Annotated in this window: 13 protein-coding genes; 11 read left to right on the top strand and 2 right to left on the bottom strand. The window is 71.1% G+C overall.

Going from position 1 to position 18,208, the window contains the following annotated elements:
- Window positions 1–11: 11 nt before the first annotated feature.
- The 5 genes from BW982_RS06170 (at window position 12) to BW982_RS06150 (ending at window position 6,317) form a co-directional block, all read left to right on the top strand.
- On the top strand, window positions 12–1,295 hold the full coding sequence (locus BW982_RS06170) for an extracellular solute-binding protein (protein ID WP_076491128.1): 1,284 nt from the start codon (window positions 12–14) through the stop codon (window positions 1,293–1,295).
- Window position 1,296: 1 nt separating this feature from the next.
- Window positions 1,297–2,271, top strand: coding sequence for a carbohydrate ABC transporter permease (locus BW982_RS06165; protein WP_076491127.1), 975 nt, complete (start codon window positions 1,297–1,299; stop codon window positions 2,269–2,271).
- Window positions 2,268–3,095, top strand: a complete 828-nt coding sequence (locus tag BW982_RS06160; protein WP_076491126.1) for a carbohydrate ABC transporter permease — start codon at window positions 2,268–2,270, stop codon at window positions 3,093–3,095. The genes BW982_RS06165 and BW982_RS06160 overlap by 4 nt, the downstream gene beginning before the upstream one ends.
- A 2-nt stretch (window positions 3,096–3,097) precedes the next feature.
- Complete coding sequence (locus BW982_RS06155) at window positions 3,098–4,165, top strand: glycoside hydrolase family 130 protein (RefSeq protein WP_076491125.1); 1,068 nt, start codon at window positions 3,098–3,100, stop codon at window positions 4,163–4,165.
- Window positions 4,166–4,307: 142 nt separating this feature from the next.
- On the top strand, window positions 4,308–6,317 hold the full coding sequence (locus tag BW982_RS06150; protein WP_076491124.1) for a hypothetical protein: 2,010 nt from the start codon (window positions 4,308–4,310) through the stop codon (window positions 6,315–6,317).
- A 155-nt stretch (window positions 6,318–6,472) separates the two neighbouring features.
- Here the strand turns inward: BW982_RS06150 and BW982_RS06145 are convergent, their stop codons facing one another.
- A complete protein-coding gene (locus BW982_RS06145) occupies window positions 6,473–7,345 on the bottom strand; it encodes a LysR family transcriptional regulator (protein WP_076491935.1) in 873 nt (290 codons plus the stop codon).
- 81 nt (window positions 7,346–7,426) lie between these two features.
- On the opposite strand from BW982_RS06145, the gene BW982_RS06140 reads away from it, so the two are divergent.
- The 5 genes from BW982_RS06140 (at window position 7,427) to BW982_RS06120 (ending at window position 14,889) form a co-directional block, all read left to right on the top strand.
- A complete protein-coding gene (locus BW982_RS06140; RefSeq protein ID WP_076491123.1) occupies window positions 7,427–8,659 on the top strand; it encodes an MFS transporter in 1,233 nt (410 codons plus the stop codon).
- A gap of 206 nt (window positions 8,660–8,865) precedes the next feature.
- Window positions 8,866–10,383, top strand: coding sequence for an AlkA N-terminal domain-containing protein (locus BW982_RS06135; RefSeq protein WP_076491122.1), 1,518 nt, complete (start codon window positions 8,866–8,868; stop codon window positions 10,381–10,383).
- Window positions 10,380–10,877, top strand: coding sequence for a methylated-DNA--[protein]-cysteine S-methyltransferase (locus BW982_RS06130; protein ID WP_254845526.1), 498 nt, complete (start codon window positions 10,380–10,382; stop codon window positions 10,875–10,877). The genes BW982_RS06135 and BW982_RS06130 overlap by 4 nt, the downstream gene beginning before the upstream one ends.
- A gap of 308 nt (window positions 10,878–11,185) precedes the next feature.
- The gene (locus tag BW982_RS06125) at window positions 11,186–13,075 is read left to right on the top strand and encodes an ABC transporter ATP-binding protein (RefSeq protein ID WP_076491120.1); all 1,890 of its coding nucleotides are present in this window, start codon (window positions 11,186–11,188) and stop codon (window positions 13,073–13,075) included.
- A complete protein-coding gene (locus tag BW982_RS06120) occupies window positions 13,072–14,889 on the top strand; it encodes an ABC transporter ATP-binding protein (RefSeq protein ID WP_076491119.1) in 1,818 nt (605 codons plus the stop codon). The genes BW982_RS06125 and BW982_RS06120 overlap by 4 nt, the downstream gene beginning before the upstream one ends.
- 326 nt (window positions 14,890–15,215) lie before the next feature.
- Here BW982_RS06120 and BW982_RS06115 read toward each other — a convergent pair whose 3' ends face one another.
- Window positions 15,216–15,668 carry a GNAT family N-acetyltransferase gene (locus tag BW982_RS06115; RefSeq protein WP_076491118.1) on the bottom strand — a complete coding sequence of 151 codons (453 nt, stop codon included), beginning with the start codon at window positions 15,666–15,668 and terminating at the stop codon, window positions 15,216–15,218.
- A 241-nt stretch (window positions 15,669–15,909) separates the two neighbouring features.
- Here BW982_RS06115 and BW982_RS06110 point away from each other — a divergent pair, with 241 nt between their 5' ends.
- Window positions 15,910–18,129 carry an NADP-dependent isocitrate dehydrogenase gene (locus BW982_RS06110; RefSeq protein WP_076491117.1) on the top strand — a complete coding sequence of 740 codons (2,220 nt, stop codon included), beginning with the start codon at window positions 15,910–15,912 and terminating at the stop codon, window positions 18,127–18,129.
- Window positions 18,130–18,208: the final 79 nt, after the last annotated feature.

Below are 18,208 nucleotides of genomic sequence, written 5' to 3'. Positions count from 1 at the left end.
AGGAGGAAGACATGCGACGACGCATTCTCGCCACAGCAGTAGCCGCCACCGGCATCCTCGCCCTCTCCGCGTGCAGCGGAGGCGGCGGCGGAGCATCCGGAATGGATGCCAAGGGCCCCATCACCATCTGGTACTCCAACAACGCCGCCGAGATCGCGTGGGGCCAGCAGATGGTGGAGGCCTGGAACGCCGACCACCCCGACGAGCAGATCACCGCGCAGGAGATCCCCGCCGGGTCGTCCAGCGAAGAGGTCATCGGCGCGGCGATCACCGCGGGCAACGCCCCGTGCCTGGTGTTCAACACCTCGCCCGCGGCGGTGCCCGGGTTCCAGCGCCAGGGCGGCCTCGTGAACCTGTCGGACTTCCCCGACGGCGAGCAGTACATCACCGACCGCAGCGGCGACCTCGCCGACCAGTACCGCTCCGACGACGGCGGCTTCTACCAGCTGCCATGGAAGAGCAACCCGGTCATGATCTTCTACAACAAGGACCTGTTCGCCAAGGCCGGCCTCGACCCCGAGAAGCCGCAGCTGTCGACGTACGACGAGTTCCTCGCCACGTCGCAGAAGCTGAAAGCCGCGGGCGTCTCGGATTACGCCATCAACCCGGCGCCCACGAGCGAATTCTTCCAATCCTGGTTCGACTTCTACCCGCTGTACGCCGCGCAGACCGGCGGGAAGCAGCTCGTCGAAGACGGCAAGGCCACCTTCAACGACGCCGACGGCGAGGCCGTGGCGAACTTCTGGCGCACGATCTACGCCGACAAGCTCGCCGGCAACGAGCAGTACCAGGGCGACGCGTTCGCCGACGGCAAGGCCGCGATGGCGATCGTCGGGCCGTGGGCCGTGTCGGTGTACAAGGACAAGGTCAACTGGGGCGCCGTGCCCGTGCCGACGGAGAAGGGCACCGCGGCCGACCAGACCTGGACCTTCAGCGACGCGAAGAACGTCGGCCTCTTCACCGCGTGCCAGAACAAGGGCACCGCGTGGGAGGTGCTGAAGTTCGCCACCAGCCAGGAGCAGGACGGGAAGTGGCTCGAGGATACGGGACAGATGCCGCTCCGCACCGACCTGACCACCACGTACGCCGACTACTTCGCCGCCAACCCGGCGTACCAGCAGTTCGGTGACCAGGCCGCGCGCACCGTCGAGGTGCCCAACGTCGTCAGCTCGGTCGAGATCTGGCAGGCGTTCCGCGACGCGTATTCCGAGTCGGTCATCTTCGGCGAAGAGGACGTGAACACCTTCCTCTCCGACGCCCAGACCCAGATCGACCAGCTCGCGGCGGGGAAGTGACATGACCGTCGATCTCACCCGCACGTCCGGGCGGACCGGGGGCGACCCCGGCCGGTCCGGACGTGCGGGGGGAGCGGGGGATGCCGGGAGGAAGCGGCGCCGTCTCCTCGGGGCGCAGCCGCTCGGCATCCTGTTCTCCGCCCCGTACGTGATCTTCATCGGGGTCGTCTTCGCCTACCCGATCGTGTTCGCGGTGTGGATGTCGTTCCACGACTACTTCTTCACCGCCCCGGGAGCGCAGGTCGACCGGCCCTTCGTCGGCCTCGACAACTACGTCACCGCGCTCCGTGACCCGGCCGTGTGGCGGTCGTTCGGCAACGTCGGGATCTTCCTGCTCATCAACGTCCCGCTGACGGTCGTGCTGTCGATCGTGCTGGCCACGGCCCTGGACCGGGTGGTGCGCGCCCGGGCGTTCTTCCGCGTCGCGTTCTACGTGCCCTACGTCACGGCATCGGTCGCGGTGGTCGCGGTGTGGCTGTTCCTGTTCTCGAACTCGGGGCTGATCAACAACGCCCTCGGCCCGCTTGCGCCGAGCCCGTCGTGGCTGGTCAACTCGGCGCTCGCGATGCCCACCATCGCGCTGTTCGTGACGTGGAAGGGGCTCGGGTTCTACATCCTGCTGTACCTCGCGGCGCTGCAGAACGTGCAGCGCGAGCTGTACGAATCGGTCGCGGTCGACGGCGGCGGACGCCTCCGGCAGTTCTTCTCGGTGACCGTTCCGGGCGTCCGGCCGGCGACGTTCCTCGTGGTGCTGCTGGCCACGATCACCGGCGCGAACCTCTTCACCGAGCCGTACCTGCTCACCAACGGCGGCGGCCCCAACGGGGCGTCCACGTCGCCCGTGCTGCTGATCTACCAGAAGGGCATCGAGCAGCAGAACCCCGACGTGGCCGCGGCCATCGGGGTGGTGCTCATCATCTTCGTGCTGATCATCGCGGCGCTCCAACGCCGGTTCGTGGGGAGGGAGGAATCATGAAGTCCAGAGTCGTGACCTACGGCGTGCTGACGCTCGGCGCCCTGGCCTTCCTGTTCCCCTTCTACTACATGGTCGTCGGCTCGCTGCAGACGAACCCCGACACCTCGATCGCGGGGGCGTTCCCGCATCCGTCGAACCTGACGCTGGAGAACTACACGGCGATCGACGGGCGCATCAACCTGCTGAAGGGCCTGGTCAACTCGGGGATCTTCACCGGGGGAGTGATCCTCGGCACCATCGTGTTCGGCGTGCTCGCCGGGTACGCGCTGGCGGTGCTGAAGTGGCGCGGACGCTCCGCGACCTTCGCGCTCGTGCTGTTGGTGCAGGTGATCCCGTTCCAGCTGCTGATGATCCCGCTGTACGTGATGATCGCCCGCGACTACGGGCTGAGCGACAGCTACCTCGGCATGATCCTGCCGTTCTTCATCAACTCCACGGCCGTCGTGATCTTCCGTCAGTACTTCCTGCAGCTCCCCAAGGAACTGTTCGACGCCGCCCGCATCGACGGCGCGAACGAGTTCCGGCTGCTGTGGAGCGTCGCGCTGCCCCTCGTGCGGCCGGCGCTGCTCACCGCGGTGCTGCTGACCTTCATCGGTCCGTGGAACGAGTTCCTGTGGCCCTTCCTCATCACGAAGGATGCCGCGATGCAGCCGCTGGCGGTGTCGCTGGCGAACTTCATCTCCACGATCGCCGCCTCCACCACCAACCCCTTCGGCGCGATGATGGCCGGCGCCGTCGTGCTCGCCGCCCCCGCGGTGGCGCTGTTCCTGATCTTCCAGCGCTACTTCACCTCCAACGACCTCGGATCCGGAGTGAAAGGATGACAATGACCCCCGATTCCCCCGTCCCCTACCGCCTCACACGCGTGGGTGTGGTGATGACCCCCGAGCCCGGCAACGCCGACGAAGCCGAGGGCGTGCTCAACCCGGCCTCGGGCCGCGGCCCGGACGGCGAGCTGTACCTGCTGCCGCGCCTCGTGGCCGAGGGCAACGTCTCGCGCGTGGGTCTCGCCCGCGTCGTCGTCGAGGACGGTGTGCCCGTCGCCGTCGAACGCGAGGGCGTGGTGCTCCAGCCCGACCGCGGGTGGGAGCGCGGCGCCGACAACGCCGGGACCGAAGACCCGCGCACGACCTGGATCGAAGCCCTGGGCCTGCACGTCATGACGTACGTGGCCTATGGCCCGCTGGGCCCGCGCACCGCCGTCGCCGTCTCTACGGACCTGCGCGACTGGCGGCGGCTCGGACCCGTGCTGTTCCGCTACCAGGACGACCTCGACATGGACCTGAACCTGTTCCACAACAAGGACACGGTCTTCTTCCCCGAGACGGTCACGGCCCCCGACGGCAGCGAGGCGTTCGCCGTGCTGCACCGGCCCATGTGGGACCTCGGCGAGACCAAGCCCGGGCAGGGCGTGCGGGTGCCGGCCGGCGTCGAGGACGAGCGGCAGTCCATCTGGATCAGCTACGTGCCCGTGGCATCCGTCCGCGAGGACCTCGCGAACCTCGCGCTGTGGGAGCAGCACCGGTTCGTCGCCGGACCGGCGTTCCCGTTCGAGGCCGTGAAGATCGGAGGCGGACCGCCGCCGCTGCGCATCCCCGAGGGGTGGCTCGTGCTGCACCACGGCGTGACCGGCGTGATCGACAGCGCGTTCTCGCAGCAGCAGAAGGTCAACTACGCCGCGGGCGCTTTGATCCTGGATGCCGATGACCCCAGCCGCGTGATCGCGCGGACGCCCGAGCCGCTGCTGGCCCCCGATACCGACGACGAGCGCAGCGGCATCGTGCCGAACGTCGTCTTCCCGACCGCGATCGAGGAGATCGACGGCCGCCACTTCGTGTTCTACGGCATGGCCGACTCGAAGATCGGCGTCGCCCTGCTCGAGCGCACCGACTGAGCGTCGCGTCGCGTCCGGCGCCGCGACGGCCCGGGCGCGGCGCGGTCACGACTCCTGCGGAGCTGCCATCACCGTCGCCCTCGGGCGACCGGCGGGCGGTTTCGCAGGAGTTGCGCCCCACCCCCATCGAAAGGATCCCCCCATGAACGCACGATGGAGTGCACGCGGCCTGGCCCTCGCGGGCGCGGTCGCCCTGGCGGTGCCGCTGAGCGCCGCGCCGGCGTCGGCGCTGGCCCCGGCGCAGACCGCCGCGGCCGCGGCCGCCCCCACCGCCCCGCTGACGAACCTGGACCACCTCGACTTCCTGCTCGGTTCGCCGGCGCCCGCGGGCGTCGCCGGGCACACCACCTACCGTCTCGCCGAGGAGCCCACGCTCCTCGCGCCGTGGACCTACGCCGACGCCCGCGACGGCGGGACGTTCGAGCGCATCGGCGGCGGCACCCTCGACCCCGCGACCGGTGACTGGAGTCAGGGTGCGTACAACGCCGACGACACCACTCGCGCCGCCGTCGTCTACCTGCGTCACTGGCAGCAGACCGGTGACACCGACAGCCGGCACAAGGCGTACGAACTCTTGCGTACGGTGGCGTACCACCAGACCACGGACGGTCCCGACGCGGGCAACGTCGTGCTGTGGATGCAGCCGGACGGCGAGCTGAACCCCTCCGCCGAGCCGGTGGAGCTGCCCGACCCGTCCGACTCCGGCCCGAGCTACTGGCTCGCCCGGACGGTGTGGGCGCTCGGCGAGGGCTACGCGGCGTTCGCCGACGACGACCCCGACTTCGCCGCGTTCCTCAAGGAGCGCCTGGCGCTGTCGCGCGGCGCGATCGAGCGCGACGTCCTCTCGAAGTACGGCCAGTACGTCGAGTCGGACGGCAAGAGAGTGCCCGCGTGGCTCATCGTGGACGGGGCGGATGCCTCGGCCGAGGCGGTCCTCGGACTCACCGCCGCCGTGCGGGCGGGGGATGACTCCTCGACCACCGCGGCACGGGAGCTCGCCGAGGGCGTGGCGGCCATGGCATCCGGGTCCTCGCGCGAATGGCCGTACGGCGCCGTGCTCCCATGGGCGCAGTCGCCGGCGATGTGGCACGCGTGGGGCTCGCAGATGCCCGCGGCGCTCGCCGTGGCCGCCGACGTGCTCGACGACCCCGCGCTCGCCGATCCGGCGATCGCCGACGCCACCGGCTTCACCACGACGCTGCTGACCGCGGGCGGGCCGGACAACGGCTGGTTCCCGAGCCCCACCGACCGCGTGCAGATCGCCTACGGGGCCGACTCGCGCGTGCAGTCGCTCGTGGCGCTCGCCGACACGACCGGGTCTTCGGCGTTCGCTGATCTCGCCGGCATCCAGGCCGCCTGGTTCTTCGGCGGCAACCACGCCGGTGCGCGCATGTACGACCCCGCGACGGGCGTGACGTTCGACGGGCTGCAGCCCGACGGCACGGTCAACCGCAACAGCGGCGCCGAGTCGACGATGCACGGCCTGCTCACCGCCCTCGCGCTCGACGCGCACCCGGCGATCGCCGCGCGGGCCACGGCGCTCACCTCGGTCACCGACCGCGTCGGCCTCACGTTCGTGCAGGCGGAGGATGCCACGTCCACCGACGGCACCGTGTCGACGCCGGCGTCGTGGACCGGGGAGTCGAGCTGGTCGGGCGACGCGCTCACGCTGAAGCCCGGGCAGAGCGCCGCGTGGGACATCGGTTCCGCCGACACGAAGCGCTGGGTCGAGCCGGTCGTGTTCACGCAGCCGGGGGAGAAGTCGCTCTCGCGCTGGCGCGGGAACGGCGTGCTGAAGGTCACCGGCCCCGCGCAGGGCATCTCGCCGACGCCCGGTGCACTGCTGCCGCACGCGCTCACCGCGGCGGTGTCGGAGCGCCAGACCGAGCTGAACGTCACCGCGCAGCGCGGCGACCTCGTGCTCGACGGGCTCATCGTGCGGCCCTTCGTGTCGCGCCTGGTGCTCGAGGGCGCCGGGAGCCGCAGCGAACTCGTGCAGTCGAGCGCGCCGGGCGCGCAGCGGACGACGGTCTCCGGGGGCGGAACCGTCCGCGTCTACGACGCCCGCGGCACGCTGCTGCGCACGAGTGCGTTCGACGGCGAGATCACGGTGCTCCTGCCGTCGGGCGGGTTCGCGGTCGCGGAGCGCTGAGCCGCGCGGCGCTGCCGCACCGCGGCGCCGACCTCGCGCGGGTCGCCGCCGCGGTGGCATCCCGCGTTCTCGCGAGCCTCTGTGGCCCCGGGGCCACATCCAGCGCCCCGGGGCCACGAGTGTCGCCGTGGACTCACCCCCACGACCGGGATGCCTCAGTGCGGGGCGTGGATCGCCTCCACCACCGCCTGTACGTGCCGTCGGTGCACCGCGGCCGGGCCCACGGTCAGCGACACCGTCCAGGGCGGGAGGTCGTCGGCGACGGGGCGGACGCGACAGCCGGATGTCGGCACGACGTCGGGGATCACGGCGACACCGAGCCCGGCGGCGACGTACTCCGGGACGGCGGCGAGCTCGCCGACCTCCGCCATGACGTGCCGCGCCACCCCGCGGCGCGCGAGCTCGCCGTCGAGCTGTACGCGGTTGCCGAAGCCGGGGAGCACGTCGATCCAGTCGTCGCCCGCGAGCTCCGCCAGGGCGATCGGTCGGTCGTCCGGGGCGAGCGGGTGCGTCTCGGGCAGGACGGCGACGTAGGGGAAGGAGGCCAGCGGTCGCGACACGGCACCGGACGCCGCGGGCAGAGCCGTCAGCGCGAGATCGAGACGATCGCGGTCGAGGTCGTCGAACAGCCCGAGCGACCCCGTGGCGGAGACCGTGACTCGCACGTCGATCAGCGGGTGCGAGTGGCGGAGGCGCGCGAGGACCTCGGGGAGGTCGAGGACCCGCAGCCCCGCGAACGTGCCGATGCGCACGAGTCCGCGGACGCCGGTGCCGGACTCGGATGCCACGCCGCGCAGCGCGTCGACGTCGGCCAGGAGCGTGCGGGCGTACGGGAGGAGCGCCTCGCCCGCCGCCGTCAACCGCACGGACTTCGTCGAGCGCTCGAACAGGCGCACGCCCAGATCGCGTTCGAGGCTCGCGAGGCCCGCGGACACGGTCGACTGAGCCGCGAACAGCCGACCCGCGGCGGCGGTGACGTTGCGTTCGGACGCGACGGTCACGAAGTACTCGAGGAGGCGTGTCTCCATGCGGAGATCATAGACGTACTCGATCATTCGGATCGAAAACGTTCGTTTCCCTCGATGCGACGGACGGAGCATCCTGGGGTCATGACTTCCTCCATCGCCCTTCCGGTGGCCGCCCCGGCGGCCTCCGCGCGTCTCTCGCACCGGACCGGGTTCTGGGTCACGGCCGCCACGTTCCTCGCGCTCATGGCCTTCAACACGGTGCCGACGCCGCTCTACGCGCTGTACCAGGCGCGGGACGGCTTCCCCACGTTCCTCCTCACCGTGATGTTCGCCGCGTACTCGATCGGCGTCATGGTGTCGCTGTATCTGGCCGGGCACCTCAGCGACCGTCTCGGTCGCCGCCCGCTCATCCTCGCGGCCACGGCGCTCGAGATCGTCGCGGCCCTGGTGTTCGTGCTGCGTGCCGACGTCGGAAGCGTCATCGCCGCGCGCCTCGTCGCGGGGCTGGGCATCGGTCTCCTGACGGCCTCGGCCACCGCGCACCTCGCCGATCTGCGCCGCGTGTCGCACCCGGCATCCCCGACGTTCGCCGCGACGGTCGCCGGAGTCGCGAACATGGGCGGCCTCGCGCTCGGCCCGCTGATCGGCGGCCTCTTCGCCGAGTTCACACCCGCGCCGCTCGTGCTGCCGTACGTCGTGTTCTTGGTCGGGTTCCTCGCTCTGGGTTTGGCCTACGCCTTCGTCCCCGAGACCGTCGAGATCGACCGGTCGTACCGCTATCGGCCGCAGCGGGTGCGGATCCCCGCCGACGCCCGGCGCGCGTACTGGGCCGCGGGAACCGCCGCCTTCGCGGCCTTCGCCGTGACGGGACTGTTCGGCTCGGTCGCCCCGACGTTCCTCGCCGGCCGGCTCGGCGTCACGGATCACCTCGTCGCCGGCGCGGTCTCGTTCTCGGTGTTCGGTTCCGCCGCGGTGGCACAGGTCGTCTTCGCCGGTCGCTCCACCCGCACGCAGCTACGCCTCGGTCTCGTGGCGATGATCGTCGGACTCGTCACGCTGGGCGCGGCGGACCTCTCGACCTCCGGCATCCTCTTCGTGATCGGCGGAATCGTCGCGGGCGCCGGTGTCGGCCTCCTCTTCCGGGGAGCCCTGGCCACAGCCGGATCGCTCGCCGACCCCCGCACCCGCGGCGAGATCACCTCGGGCGTCTTCCTCCTCGCCTTCGCCGGGATGACCGTGCCTCCGCTCGCCGTCGGCGTCGCGCTCCTCGCCCTGCCGCTGGTACCGGTGTTCCTCGGCTTCGTCGTGCTGGTGCTGGCCCTGTCGATCTGGGGCGGCCTGGTGATCCTCCGGGAGACCGCGCGGATCGCCTGACGTCGGGGCGGGTCGCCCCCGCCCCCGCCCCGTCCCCCGCGCGCTGAGTGTCCAAGACACGCCGTATCGGCCCCACCCGACGCGGCGTGTCTTGGACACTCGATGTCGCTGCGTCCGCCGACCCGCTCCCGCCGTCTCGGCGCGGCCCCACCCTCGTGTCCGATTTCCGCCGGAGCATGTCGGTGGTCGATGGCAGGGTGGATGCCATGACCCTCACCGCCGCCGACGCCCGGGGCTTCGACGAGCGCTACCGCGTGATCCAGTCGCGCGATCGGCGCTTCGACGGGCAGTTCGTCACGGCGGTGCGTTCGACCGGGATCTACTGCCGTCCGAGCTGTCCCGCACGCACGCCGAAAGAGGCGAACGTGACGTTCTACGCCACGTCGGCGGCGGCGCACGAGGCGGGCTACCGGGCGTGCAAGCGCTGCCTGCCCGAGGCCGCGCCGGGGTCCCCGGCGTGGGATGTCCGCGGCGATGTCGCCGCCCGCGCGATGCGCCTCATCGCCGACGGCGTCGTCGACCGCGAGGGCGTGCCGGGCCTGGCCCGGCGGCTCGGGTACTCCGCGCGTCACCTCGGGCGACTGCTCACGGCCGAGCTCGGCGCAGGTCCCCTCGCCCTCGCGCGGGCGCAACGCGCCCACACGGCCCGCGCGCTGCTCGTGGGCACCGACCTCTCGGCATCCGATGTCGCGTTCTCGGCCGGCTTCTCGAGCGTGCGGCAGTTCACCGAGACGATCGGTGAGGTCTTCGGGATGTCGCCGACGGCGCTGCGCGCACGGAGGTCGCGCGCCGCGGGTGCCGTCCCGGTCGGCGAGATCGATCTCGCACTCCCCGCCCGCGGCCCCATCGACACGGTCGGGCTCTTCGGCTGGATGCGTGCGCACGCGATCCCCGGTGTCGAGGTCGGCGGCGACGCGTCCTTCGCGCGCGTCATCCGGATGCCGGGCGGACCGGCGTGGTTCGAAGTGCGCCGCGATGCCGATTCGCGTCTGCGCCTGCGCGCGCGCCTCACGGCTCTCGCCGACCTCGGCACCCTGATCGCGCGCGTCCGGCGTCTGTTCGACCTCGACGCCGACCCGCTCGCGATCGACGAGGCGCTCGTCCGGCATCCCGAGCTCGCCCCGGCGGTCGCCGCGATCCCGGGGGTGCGGGTGCCGGGGGCGATGGATGCCGCCGAGATGCTGCTGCGTGCCATGATCGGGCAGCAGATCAGCGTGGCCTCGGCGCGCACCATGCAAGGGCGACTGTCGGCCGAGCTCGGTGAGCGCACCGAGGTCGGTGGCATCCCGCTGACGCTGTTCCCGGCCCCCGCGGTCATCGCCGAGCGTGGCTTCGACGTGCTCCGCGGGCCCGAGGCCCGCCGCCGCTCGATCGTCGAGGCCGCCGCCGCGCTCGCCGACGGATCACTGACGCTCGGACCGGGCGACGACGGCGTCGAGCAACGGGCGCGGCTGCTCGCGATGCGCGGGATCGGCCCCTGGACCGCCGACTACGTGCGGATGCGCGTGCTCGGCGACCCCGACGTCCTGCTCCCGGGCGACGTCGCCGCGCGCGCCGGTGCCGTGGCGCTGGGGCTGCCGTCCGACCCCGCGGGGTTCACTCGGTGGTCCGACCGACTCGCCCCGTGGCGCAGCTACGCGATGGCCCACTACTGGTACGCCGCCTCCGTCACGCGAGTATGGCGGACCCCGACCCCCACGACCGAAAGCGAGCCCGCCCCGTGAACACCGCGACCCTCCAGTTCGTCGACACCCCCGACGGCCCGTTCGCGATCCTCGCCGACGACACCGACCGCGTGCTCGTCGCCGGCTGGACCGATGAGGTGGATGCCGTGCTCGCGCGGATCCGCCCGGCCCACCGCCCCACGGCGGTCGTGCCGGGCGAGACGCGGGCCGCCGCCGCCGTCGCGGCGTACTACGACGGCGACCTCGCCGCGATCGACGACGTCGAGGTCGTGCAGTTCGGCACGCCGCTGCAGCAGCGCGGATGGGCGGCTCTACGGACCATCCGCCCGGGGGAGCCGCTCACCTACACCGGGTTCGCGACCGCCCTGGGGTCTCCCTCGGCGGTGCGGGCGGCGGCATCCATCTGCGCCCGGAACGCTCCGGCGCTGTTCGTCCCGTGCCACCGCGTGCTGCGCGGCGACGGCACGATGGGCGGCTTCGCGTGGGGCGTCGACGTCAAGCGCCGGTTGCTGGGGCGCGAAGCCGCGGCCTGACCCGCGTTCGCGCCGCCCTCCATCCTCGCCGCCCCGTGCAATCGAGTCTTGCCCCCGGTCGACTCGCGGGCATATCCTGAAAAGCTGCCGCGCCCCCGGCGGCTGTGCACCGACCGAGGAGGATGCCATGGACCAGATCGACTTCCCCGTCGTGCGTGCCGCCTTCTCCGTCGCCGCGCGCCTCGCGCGTCGCCCGTAGCGCTCCGACCGCTCCCGCGTCGCACGTTCCGGTGGCTTTCCACCGGACCCCCTGGCATCCCCCCTTCCCGCGCCACACTCCGGCGCGTCGCTTCGACCCCACGAGGATCATGACCACCGCAGAAAACCGCCCTCAGCTGTCGACGCTCCGTTCCCTCGCGCGGCTTCTGCCCATCGCGCGGCCCGTGCTTCCCCGGCTCGTGCTCGGCGCCGTCAGCGCGCTCGGCGCGAGCGTCCTCGCGCTCGCCATCCCGCTCGTGCTCGAGCAGATCGTCGCCGGTCCCATCGGCTCGGGCGACCCGGCCCAACTGGCGTGGGGTGCCGTCCTCATCCTCGTCCTGGGGCTCGCCGAGGCGGGCATGGTGTGGTTGCGGCGCTGGTTCGTCCTGGCGCCCGCGACCCGCGTCGAGTACGACCTGCGCCAGTCGTTCTACTCCCGCCTGCAGCGCCTCCCGGTCGCGTTCCACGACCGCTGGCAGTCGGGTCAGCTGCTCTCGCGCATGATGCAGGACATCAGCATGCTGCGCCGCTGGCTCGCGTTCGGCCTCATCCTGCTGATCGTCAACATCCTCACGATCGCGATCGGTGCGGTGCTGCTGTTCCGCTGGCACTGGCTGCTCGGGACGCTGTTCCTCGTCGCCTCCGCGCCCCTCTGGTATGCCGGTTACCGCTTCGAGAAGCGCTACGGCGCCCTCACCCGGCAGAGCCAGGACCAGGCGGGAGACCTGGCGACCTCCGTCGAGGAGAGCGTGCACGGCATCCGCGTCCTCAAGGCCTTCGGGCGCGGCAAGCACGCGCTGCAGAAGTTCACGCGGCAGGCCGAGTCCCTCCGCGAGACCGAGCTGGGCAAGGCGCGCGCCGTCGGCTGGATCTGGTTCTGGCTCGTGTTGCTCCCCGACATCGCGTTCGCGGTGTGCCTGGGCGCGGGCATCGTGCTCGCGCAGCTCGGCCAGCTGCAGGTCGCCGAGCTCGTGGCGTTCTTCGCGATGGCCACCGTGCTGCGCTGGCCGATGGAATCGATCGGCTTCCTCTTCTCGTTCCTGCTCGACGCGCGCACCGCGACCGACCGCATCTTCGAGGTCTTCGACGAACAGAACACGATCGTCGACCCGGCCGAACCCCGCACGATCTCGGCGCCCCGCGGTGAGCTCGTGCTCGAGGGCGTGCATTTCCGGTACCAGGATGCCGTCGACTCCGAGCCCGACCTCCTCGACGGCGTCGACCTGACGCTGCGGCCGGGGGAGACGATGGCCCTCGTAGGTCTGACCGGTTCGGGCAAGACCACGCTGACGACCCTGCCCGGACGCCTGTACGACGTCACCGGCGGCCGCGTACTGCTCGACGGCGTCGACGTGCGCGACCTGCGCTTGTCGGAGCTGCGGCGCCACGTCGGCATGGCCTTCGAGGATGCCACGCTGTTCTCGCAGACCGTCCGTGCCAACGTCCTGCTCGGCCGGGAAGACCTCGAACCCGGGTCGCCCGAAGCCGAAGCGGTGCTCACCGAGGCGCTGCAGGTCGCGCAGGCGCACTTCGTCCACGACCTCCCCGACGGGCTCGACACCGTGATCGGCGAGGAGGGGCTGAGCCTGTCCGGCGGACAGCGTCAGCGACTCGCGCTCGCGCGTGCGGTCGCGGCGCGCCCCGCCGTGCTCGTGCTCGACGACCCGCTGTCCGCGTTGGACGTCGACACCGAGGCCCTCGTGGAGGACGCGCTGCGCGAGGTGCTGAGCGAGACCACCGCGCTCGTGGTCGCGCACCGCCCGTCGACGGTGACGCTCGCCGACAGGGTCGCCCTGCTCCAGGACGGACGCATCACCGCGGTCGGCACCCACTCCGACCTGCTGCGCGAGAGCGAGGCGTACCGGCACGTCATCTCGAGCCTGGAAGAGGCGGAGGCCGAGCGCGAGGCGCAGACCGGTGCGATCCCCGTGATCCGCTCGGGCGCGAGTGCCGAGGCATCCACCGACGAACCCCAGCCCGCGAAGGAGGCGACCCGATGAGCGCGACCACCGTCACCGGGACGAGCGGCGAGGACCGCTCGGACTACACGCGCGAAGAGAGCCGCGCGATCCGCCGGCGTTCGCTGCGGCTGCTCGGCTCGCTCGTGTCGCCGCTGCGCTGGCGGCTCGTCCTGGCCGCGGCCGTGCTCGTGGTCTCGACGGCGCTGCGCGTCGCCGGGCCCGCGCTGATCGCGATCGGCATCGACACCGCGCTGCCCGCGGTGATCCAGAACAACGACTGGATGCCGACCATCCTCGTCGTCGCGATCTACCTCACCGCCGGCATCGGCGGGGCGGTGCTGATCGGCTGGTACGTCGTGGTGGCGGCGCGTTTGACGCAGGCGATCATGCTGGACCTCCGCAAGCGCATCTTCCTCCACACCCAGCGCCTGAGCCTGGAGTTCCACGAGTCGTACACGTCCGGCCGGATCATCTCGCGCCAGACGAGCGACCTCGACACGATCCGCGAGCTCCTCGACGGTGGGCTCAACGAGCTCGTGTCGGGGGTGCTGTACGGGTTGTTCACGCTCGCGGCGCTGTATCTCCTCGACTGGCAGTCGGGTCTCGTGCTGACGGTGATGGGCATCCCGCTGTACCTGCTGATGCGGTGGTTCTACCGCCGTTCGCAGGTCGTGTACCGGGAGTCGCGCGTCGTCAGCGCGCAGGTGATCGTGAAGTTCGTCGAGACCATGACCGGCATCCGCGCGGTGAAGGCGTTCCGGAAGGAGCCCCGCAACGACGAGGAGTTCGGTGACCTCGCCGGCCAATACCGCGACGTCAACATGCGCTCGATCCGGCTGTTCGGAACGTTCGAGCCGGCGTTGATGGCCGTGGCATCCGTCTCGGTCGCCCTCGTGCTGCTGTGGGGCGGTGGCCGCGTGATCGGCGGTGCGCTGGAGATCGGTGTGCTGGCGGCGGCGGTGCTGTACGTCCGGAACTTCTTCGCCCCGCTGCAGGAGGTCGCGTTCTTCCTGAACTCGTACCAGTCGGCGACGGCGGCGCTCGAGAAGGTGTCCGGTGTCCTGGAGGAGGAGCCCACGGTCCCCGACCCGGTCGACCCCGTCGACCTGTGGAGTGCCCGCGGGCACGTGCGCTTCGACGAGGTGACCTTCGGATACTCCGAGGGGCGCGTCATCCTGCCGCACTTCTCGCTCGACATCCCGGCGGGGCAGACGATCGCGCTCGTGGGGACGACGGGCGCGGGCAAGACGACGCTCGCGAAGCTCATCTCGCGGTTCTACGACCCGAGCAAGGGCGCGGTGACGCTCGACGACGTCGACCTGCGGCGCCTGCACCCCAAGGATCTGCGGCGCGCGATCGTCATGGTGACGCAGGAGGCGTACCTGTTCAGCGGGACGGTGGCCGACAACATCGCCCTCGGCAAGCCCGACGCGACGATGGACGAGATCCGCGCGGCCGCGCGGGCCGTGGGCGCCGACGGCTTCATCGAGAAGCTGCCCGACGGGTACGACACCGACGTCAACAAGCGCGGCGGGCGCGTGTCGGCGGGTCAGCGACAGCTGATCTCGTTCGCGCGTGCATTCCTCGCCGACCCCGCGGTGCTGATCCTCGACGAGGCGACCGCGTCGCTCGACATCCCCAGCGAGCGGCTCATCCAGGACGCCCTGCAGACGCTGCTCGCCGACCGCACGGCGATCATCATCGCCCACCGTCTGTCCACCGTCGCCATCGCCGATCGCGTGCTCGTCATGGAGCACGGCCGCATCATCGAGGACGACAGCCCGGAGGCGCTCATCGCCGGGACGGGCAAGTTCGCGCAGCTGCACGCGTCGTGGCGGCAGTCGCTCGTCTGACCGAGCGGGAGGGATGCCACGGCCTCGGAGGCGTGGCATCCCTCCACTTCTTCTGCGCGGCGTGCCGAGCGGACGGGTGACTGTGCGGGGCGCACGGGTGATTCGACTGACGGCACCCGGCGCGGCATGTATACGTTGGGCGGGCTGGTCGACCCGAAGGCCAGTCCGACGCGCTCGGGCCGCGCGTCGAGGGGAGGCGGACCCGCCGGGCGAGTTCCAGCCGTGACGATCGGCCGAGGCCGCCTCCCCTCCACTTCGTGGCGAGAAGGCTGGGGATCAGCGGGAAGGACGGCGCCCCGAATCACCGCGTTCGGGCGATATCGCCCTCAGACGCGGACGCGGGCGACGGTCTCGCCGTACTCCGTCTCTCCGACGGGCTCGAAGCCCGCGCGGAGGAAGAAGGCCTCGGGACCGCCGACGCCAGGTTCGTAGATGACGTCGACGTGGTCCATCCCGCGGCGACGCGCCTCGTCGAGGAGCTGCCCCAGCGCGAACCGGCCGACGCCGCGGCCCTGGTCGTCGGCGTCGACGTTGATGCGCCACAGCACCGAGCGGAAGTGCTCTTCGTGCGCCTCGGGGTCGAAGTTCGCGCTCACGAAGCCGACCACCTCGTCGCCGTCGAGCACGACGCGCTGCCACGAGGTCTGCGGATCCATCACCGTGGCGGCGATGCCGTAGCTGACCGGAGCGAGGAACTGCTCCTGCCCGGGCTTCAGCGACAGGTTGTTCACCGCCACGATCGTGGCGGCGGAGAGTTCGACGAGACGGAGGTCGGCCATGCGCCCAGGCTATCCGCCCCGCCGATACTCGCAACATTCCGGATGCCGTCGCGTCGGCGACCACTCGATAAACGCGATCCGCGACCAGAAACGCCACGTCCCGCCGTGTCTCGTCGCCGATGGCGTTTATCGGTGTGCGGAACGCGGACCCGCCGCCGCGAACTATCTCGATATCAAGAGACTTTGCGTCGGTGCGATAGGCTGAACGGCAACCCTGGCCGCCTCTACGGAGAGATTCGACGTGCCCGATTCCACCATCATCTACACGTACACCGACGAGGCGCCGGCGCTTGCTACGGCGTCGTTCCTGCCCATCGTGCAGGCCGTCACGACGCAGGCGGGTGTCCACGTCGAGACCCGCGACATCTCGCTCGCCGGCCGCATCCTCGCCGCCTTCCCGCAGCGTCTCACCCCCGAGCAGCACGTGGGCGACGCCCTCGCCGAGCTCGGCGGTCTCGCGACGCTTCCCGAGGCGAACATCATCAAGCTGCCCAACATCTCGGCATCCGTCCCGCAGCTCAAGGCCGCGATCGCCGAGCTGCAGGCCCAGGGCTATGACATCCCCGACTACCCCGACGACGCCACCCGCGTCGAAGACAAGGACGTGCGGGCGCGCTACGACCGCATCAAGGGCTCCGCGGTCAACCCGGTGCTCCGCGAGGGCAACAGCGACCGCCGTGCCCCGCTCGCGGTGAAGAACTACGCCAAGAAGCACCCGCACCGCAACAAGCCGTTCGCGGACGGCTCGAAGACGCGCGTCGCGACCATGGGCCGCGACGACTTCAAGAGCAACGAGAAGTCGTGGGTCGCCGCCCATGACGACGTGCTCACCATCCGGCACACCGCCGAGGACGGCACCGTGACCGTCCTGAAGGACAGCCTCAAGGTCCTCCCGCGCGAGATCATCGACGCGACGTTCCTCTCGGCCGCTGCCCTCGACGCGTTCCTCGCCGAGACCGTCGCGCAGGCCAAGGCCGACGACGTGCTGTTCTCGGTGCACCTCAAGGCCACGATGATGAAGGTCAGCGACCCGATCATCTTCGGCCACGTCGTGAAGGCGTACTTCGCCGATGTGTTTGCGCAGTACGGCGACAAGATCGCGGCGGCGGGTCTGAACCCGAACAACGGCCTCGGCGGCATCCTGGCGGGCCTCGGCTCGGTCGAGGGCGGCGACGAGATCGCCGCGGCGTTCGAGAAGGCCGTCGACACCGCCGCGCGCGTGTCGTATGTCAACTCCGACAAGGGCATCACGAACCTGCACGTCCCCTCCGACGTGATCGTGGATGCCTCGATGCCCGCGCTCATCCGCAACGGCGGCAAGCTCTGGGGCGTCGACGGGGGAGAGGACGACACGCTCGCCGTGATCCCCGACTCCTCGTACGCCGGGGTGTACCAGGCCGTGATCGACGACGTGATCGCCAACGGTCCGCTGAACCCCGCCACCATCGGCACCGTCCCGAACGTCGGCCTCATGGCGCAGGCGGCCGAGGAGTACGGCAGCCACGACAAGACCTTCGAGATCGCCGCGGCCGGCCGCGTCGAGGTCGTCGACGGTGACGGCAACTTCGTCATCGAGCACGACGTGCAGCCCGGTGACATCTGGCGCGCGACGCAGACGAAGTACGTCGCGATCGTCGACTGGGTGAACCTCGCCGTGCGTCGCGCCCGCGCCACGGGCGTCCCGGCCGTGTTCTGGCTCGACGTGAACCGCGCCCACGATGCGCAGATCATCGCGAAGGTCTACCAGGCGCTGGCCACGATCGACACCCACGGCCTCGAGCTCCTGATCCTGCCTCCGGCCGAGGCCACGCGCTATACGCTCGCGCGTCTGCGTCACGGCCTCGACACCATCTCGGTGACCGGCAACGTGCTGCGCGACTACCTCACCGACCTGTTCCCGATCCTCGAGGTCGGCACGAGCGCCAAGATGCTCTCGATCGTGCCGCTGCTCGCCGGCGGTGGACTGTTCGAGACGGGTGCCGGCGGCTCCGCCCCCAAGCACGTGCAGCAGCTCCTCGAAGAGGACTACCTGCGCTGGGACTCGCTGGGCGAGTTCTTCGCCCTGGCCGCGTCGCTCGAGCACTACGCCGGCTTCACCGGCAACGCCCGCGCGCAGGTGCTGGCCGACACGCTGGATGCCGCGACCGGCACGTTCCTCGAGAACGACAAGTCGCCCGGTCGCGCGCTCGGCACGATCGACAACCGTGGCAGCCACTTCTACCTCGCCCTGTACTGGGCGCAGGAGCTGGCGCAGCAGACGACGGATGCCGACCTCGCCGCGGTCTTCGCGCCGGTGGCCGAGGCCCTCGCCGCGAACGAGTCCACCATCGTCGAGGAACTCCTCGCCGTGCAGGGCCACCCGGCCGACATCGGCGGCTACTACCGCCCCGACACCGCGCTGGTCGAGAAGGTCATGCGTCCCTCCGCGACGCTGAACGGGATCGTCGACGCCCTGCGCTGATCGACCGACCCGAGAGGGGCGGATGCCACACGGCATCCGCCCCTCTCTTCTTCTGCGCGCACAACTCCGGCGGAACCCG

This window comes from Microbacterium sp. RURRCA19A, assembly GCF_900156455.1.
In the GTDB taxonomy this organism is placed as follows: Bacteria; Actinomycetota; Actinomycetes; order Actinomycetales; family Microbacteriaceae; genus Microbacterium.
The sequence above is the reverse complement of the archived record's forward strand: the minus strand, read 5'-3'. Positions and strand labels throughout refer to the sequence as shown.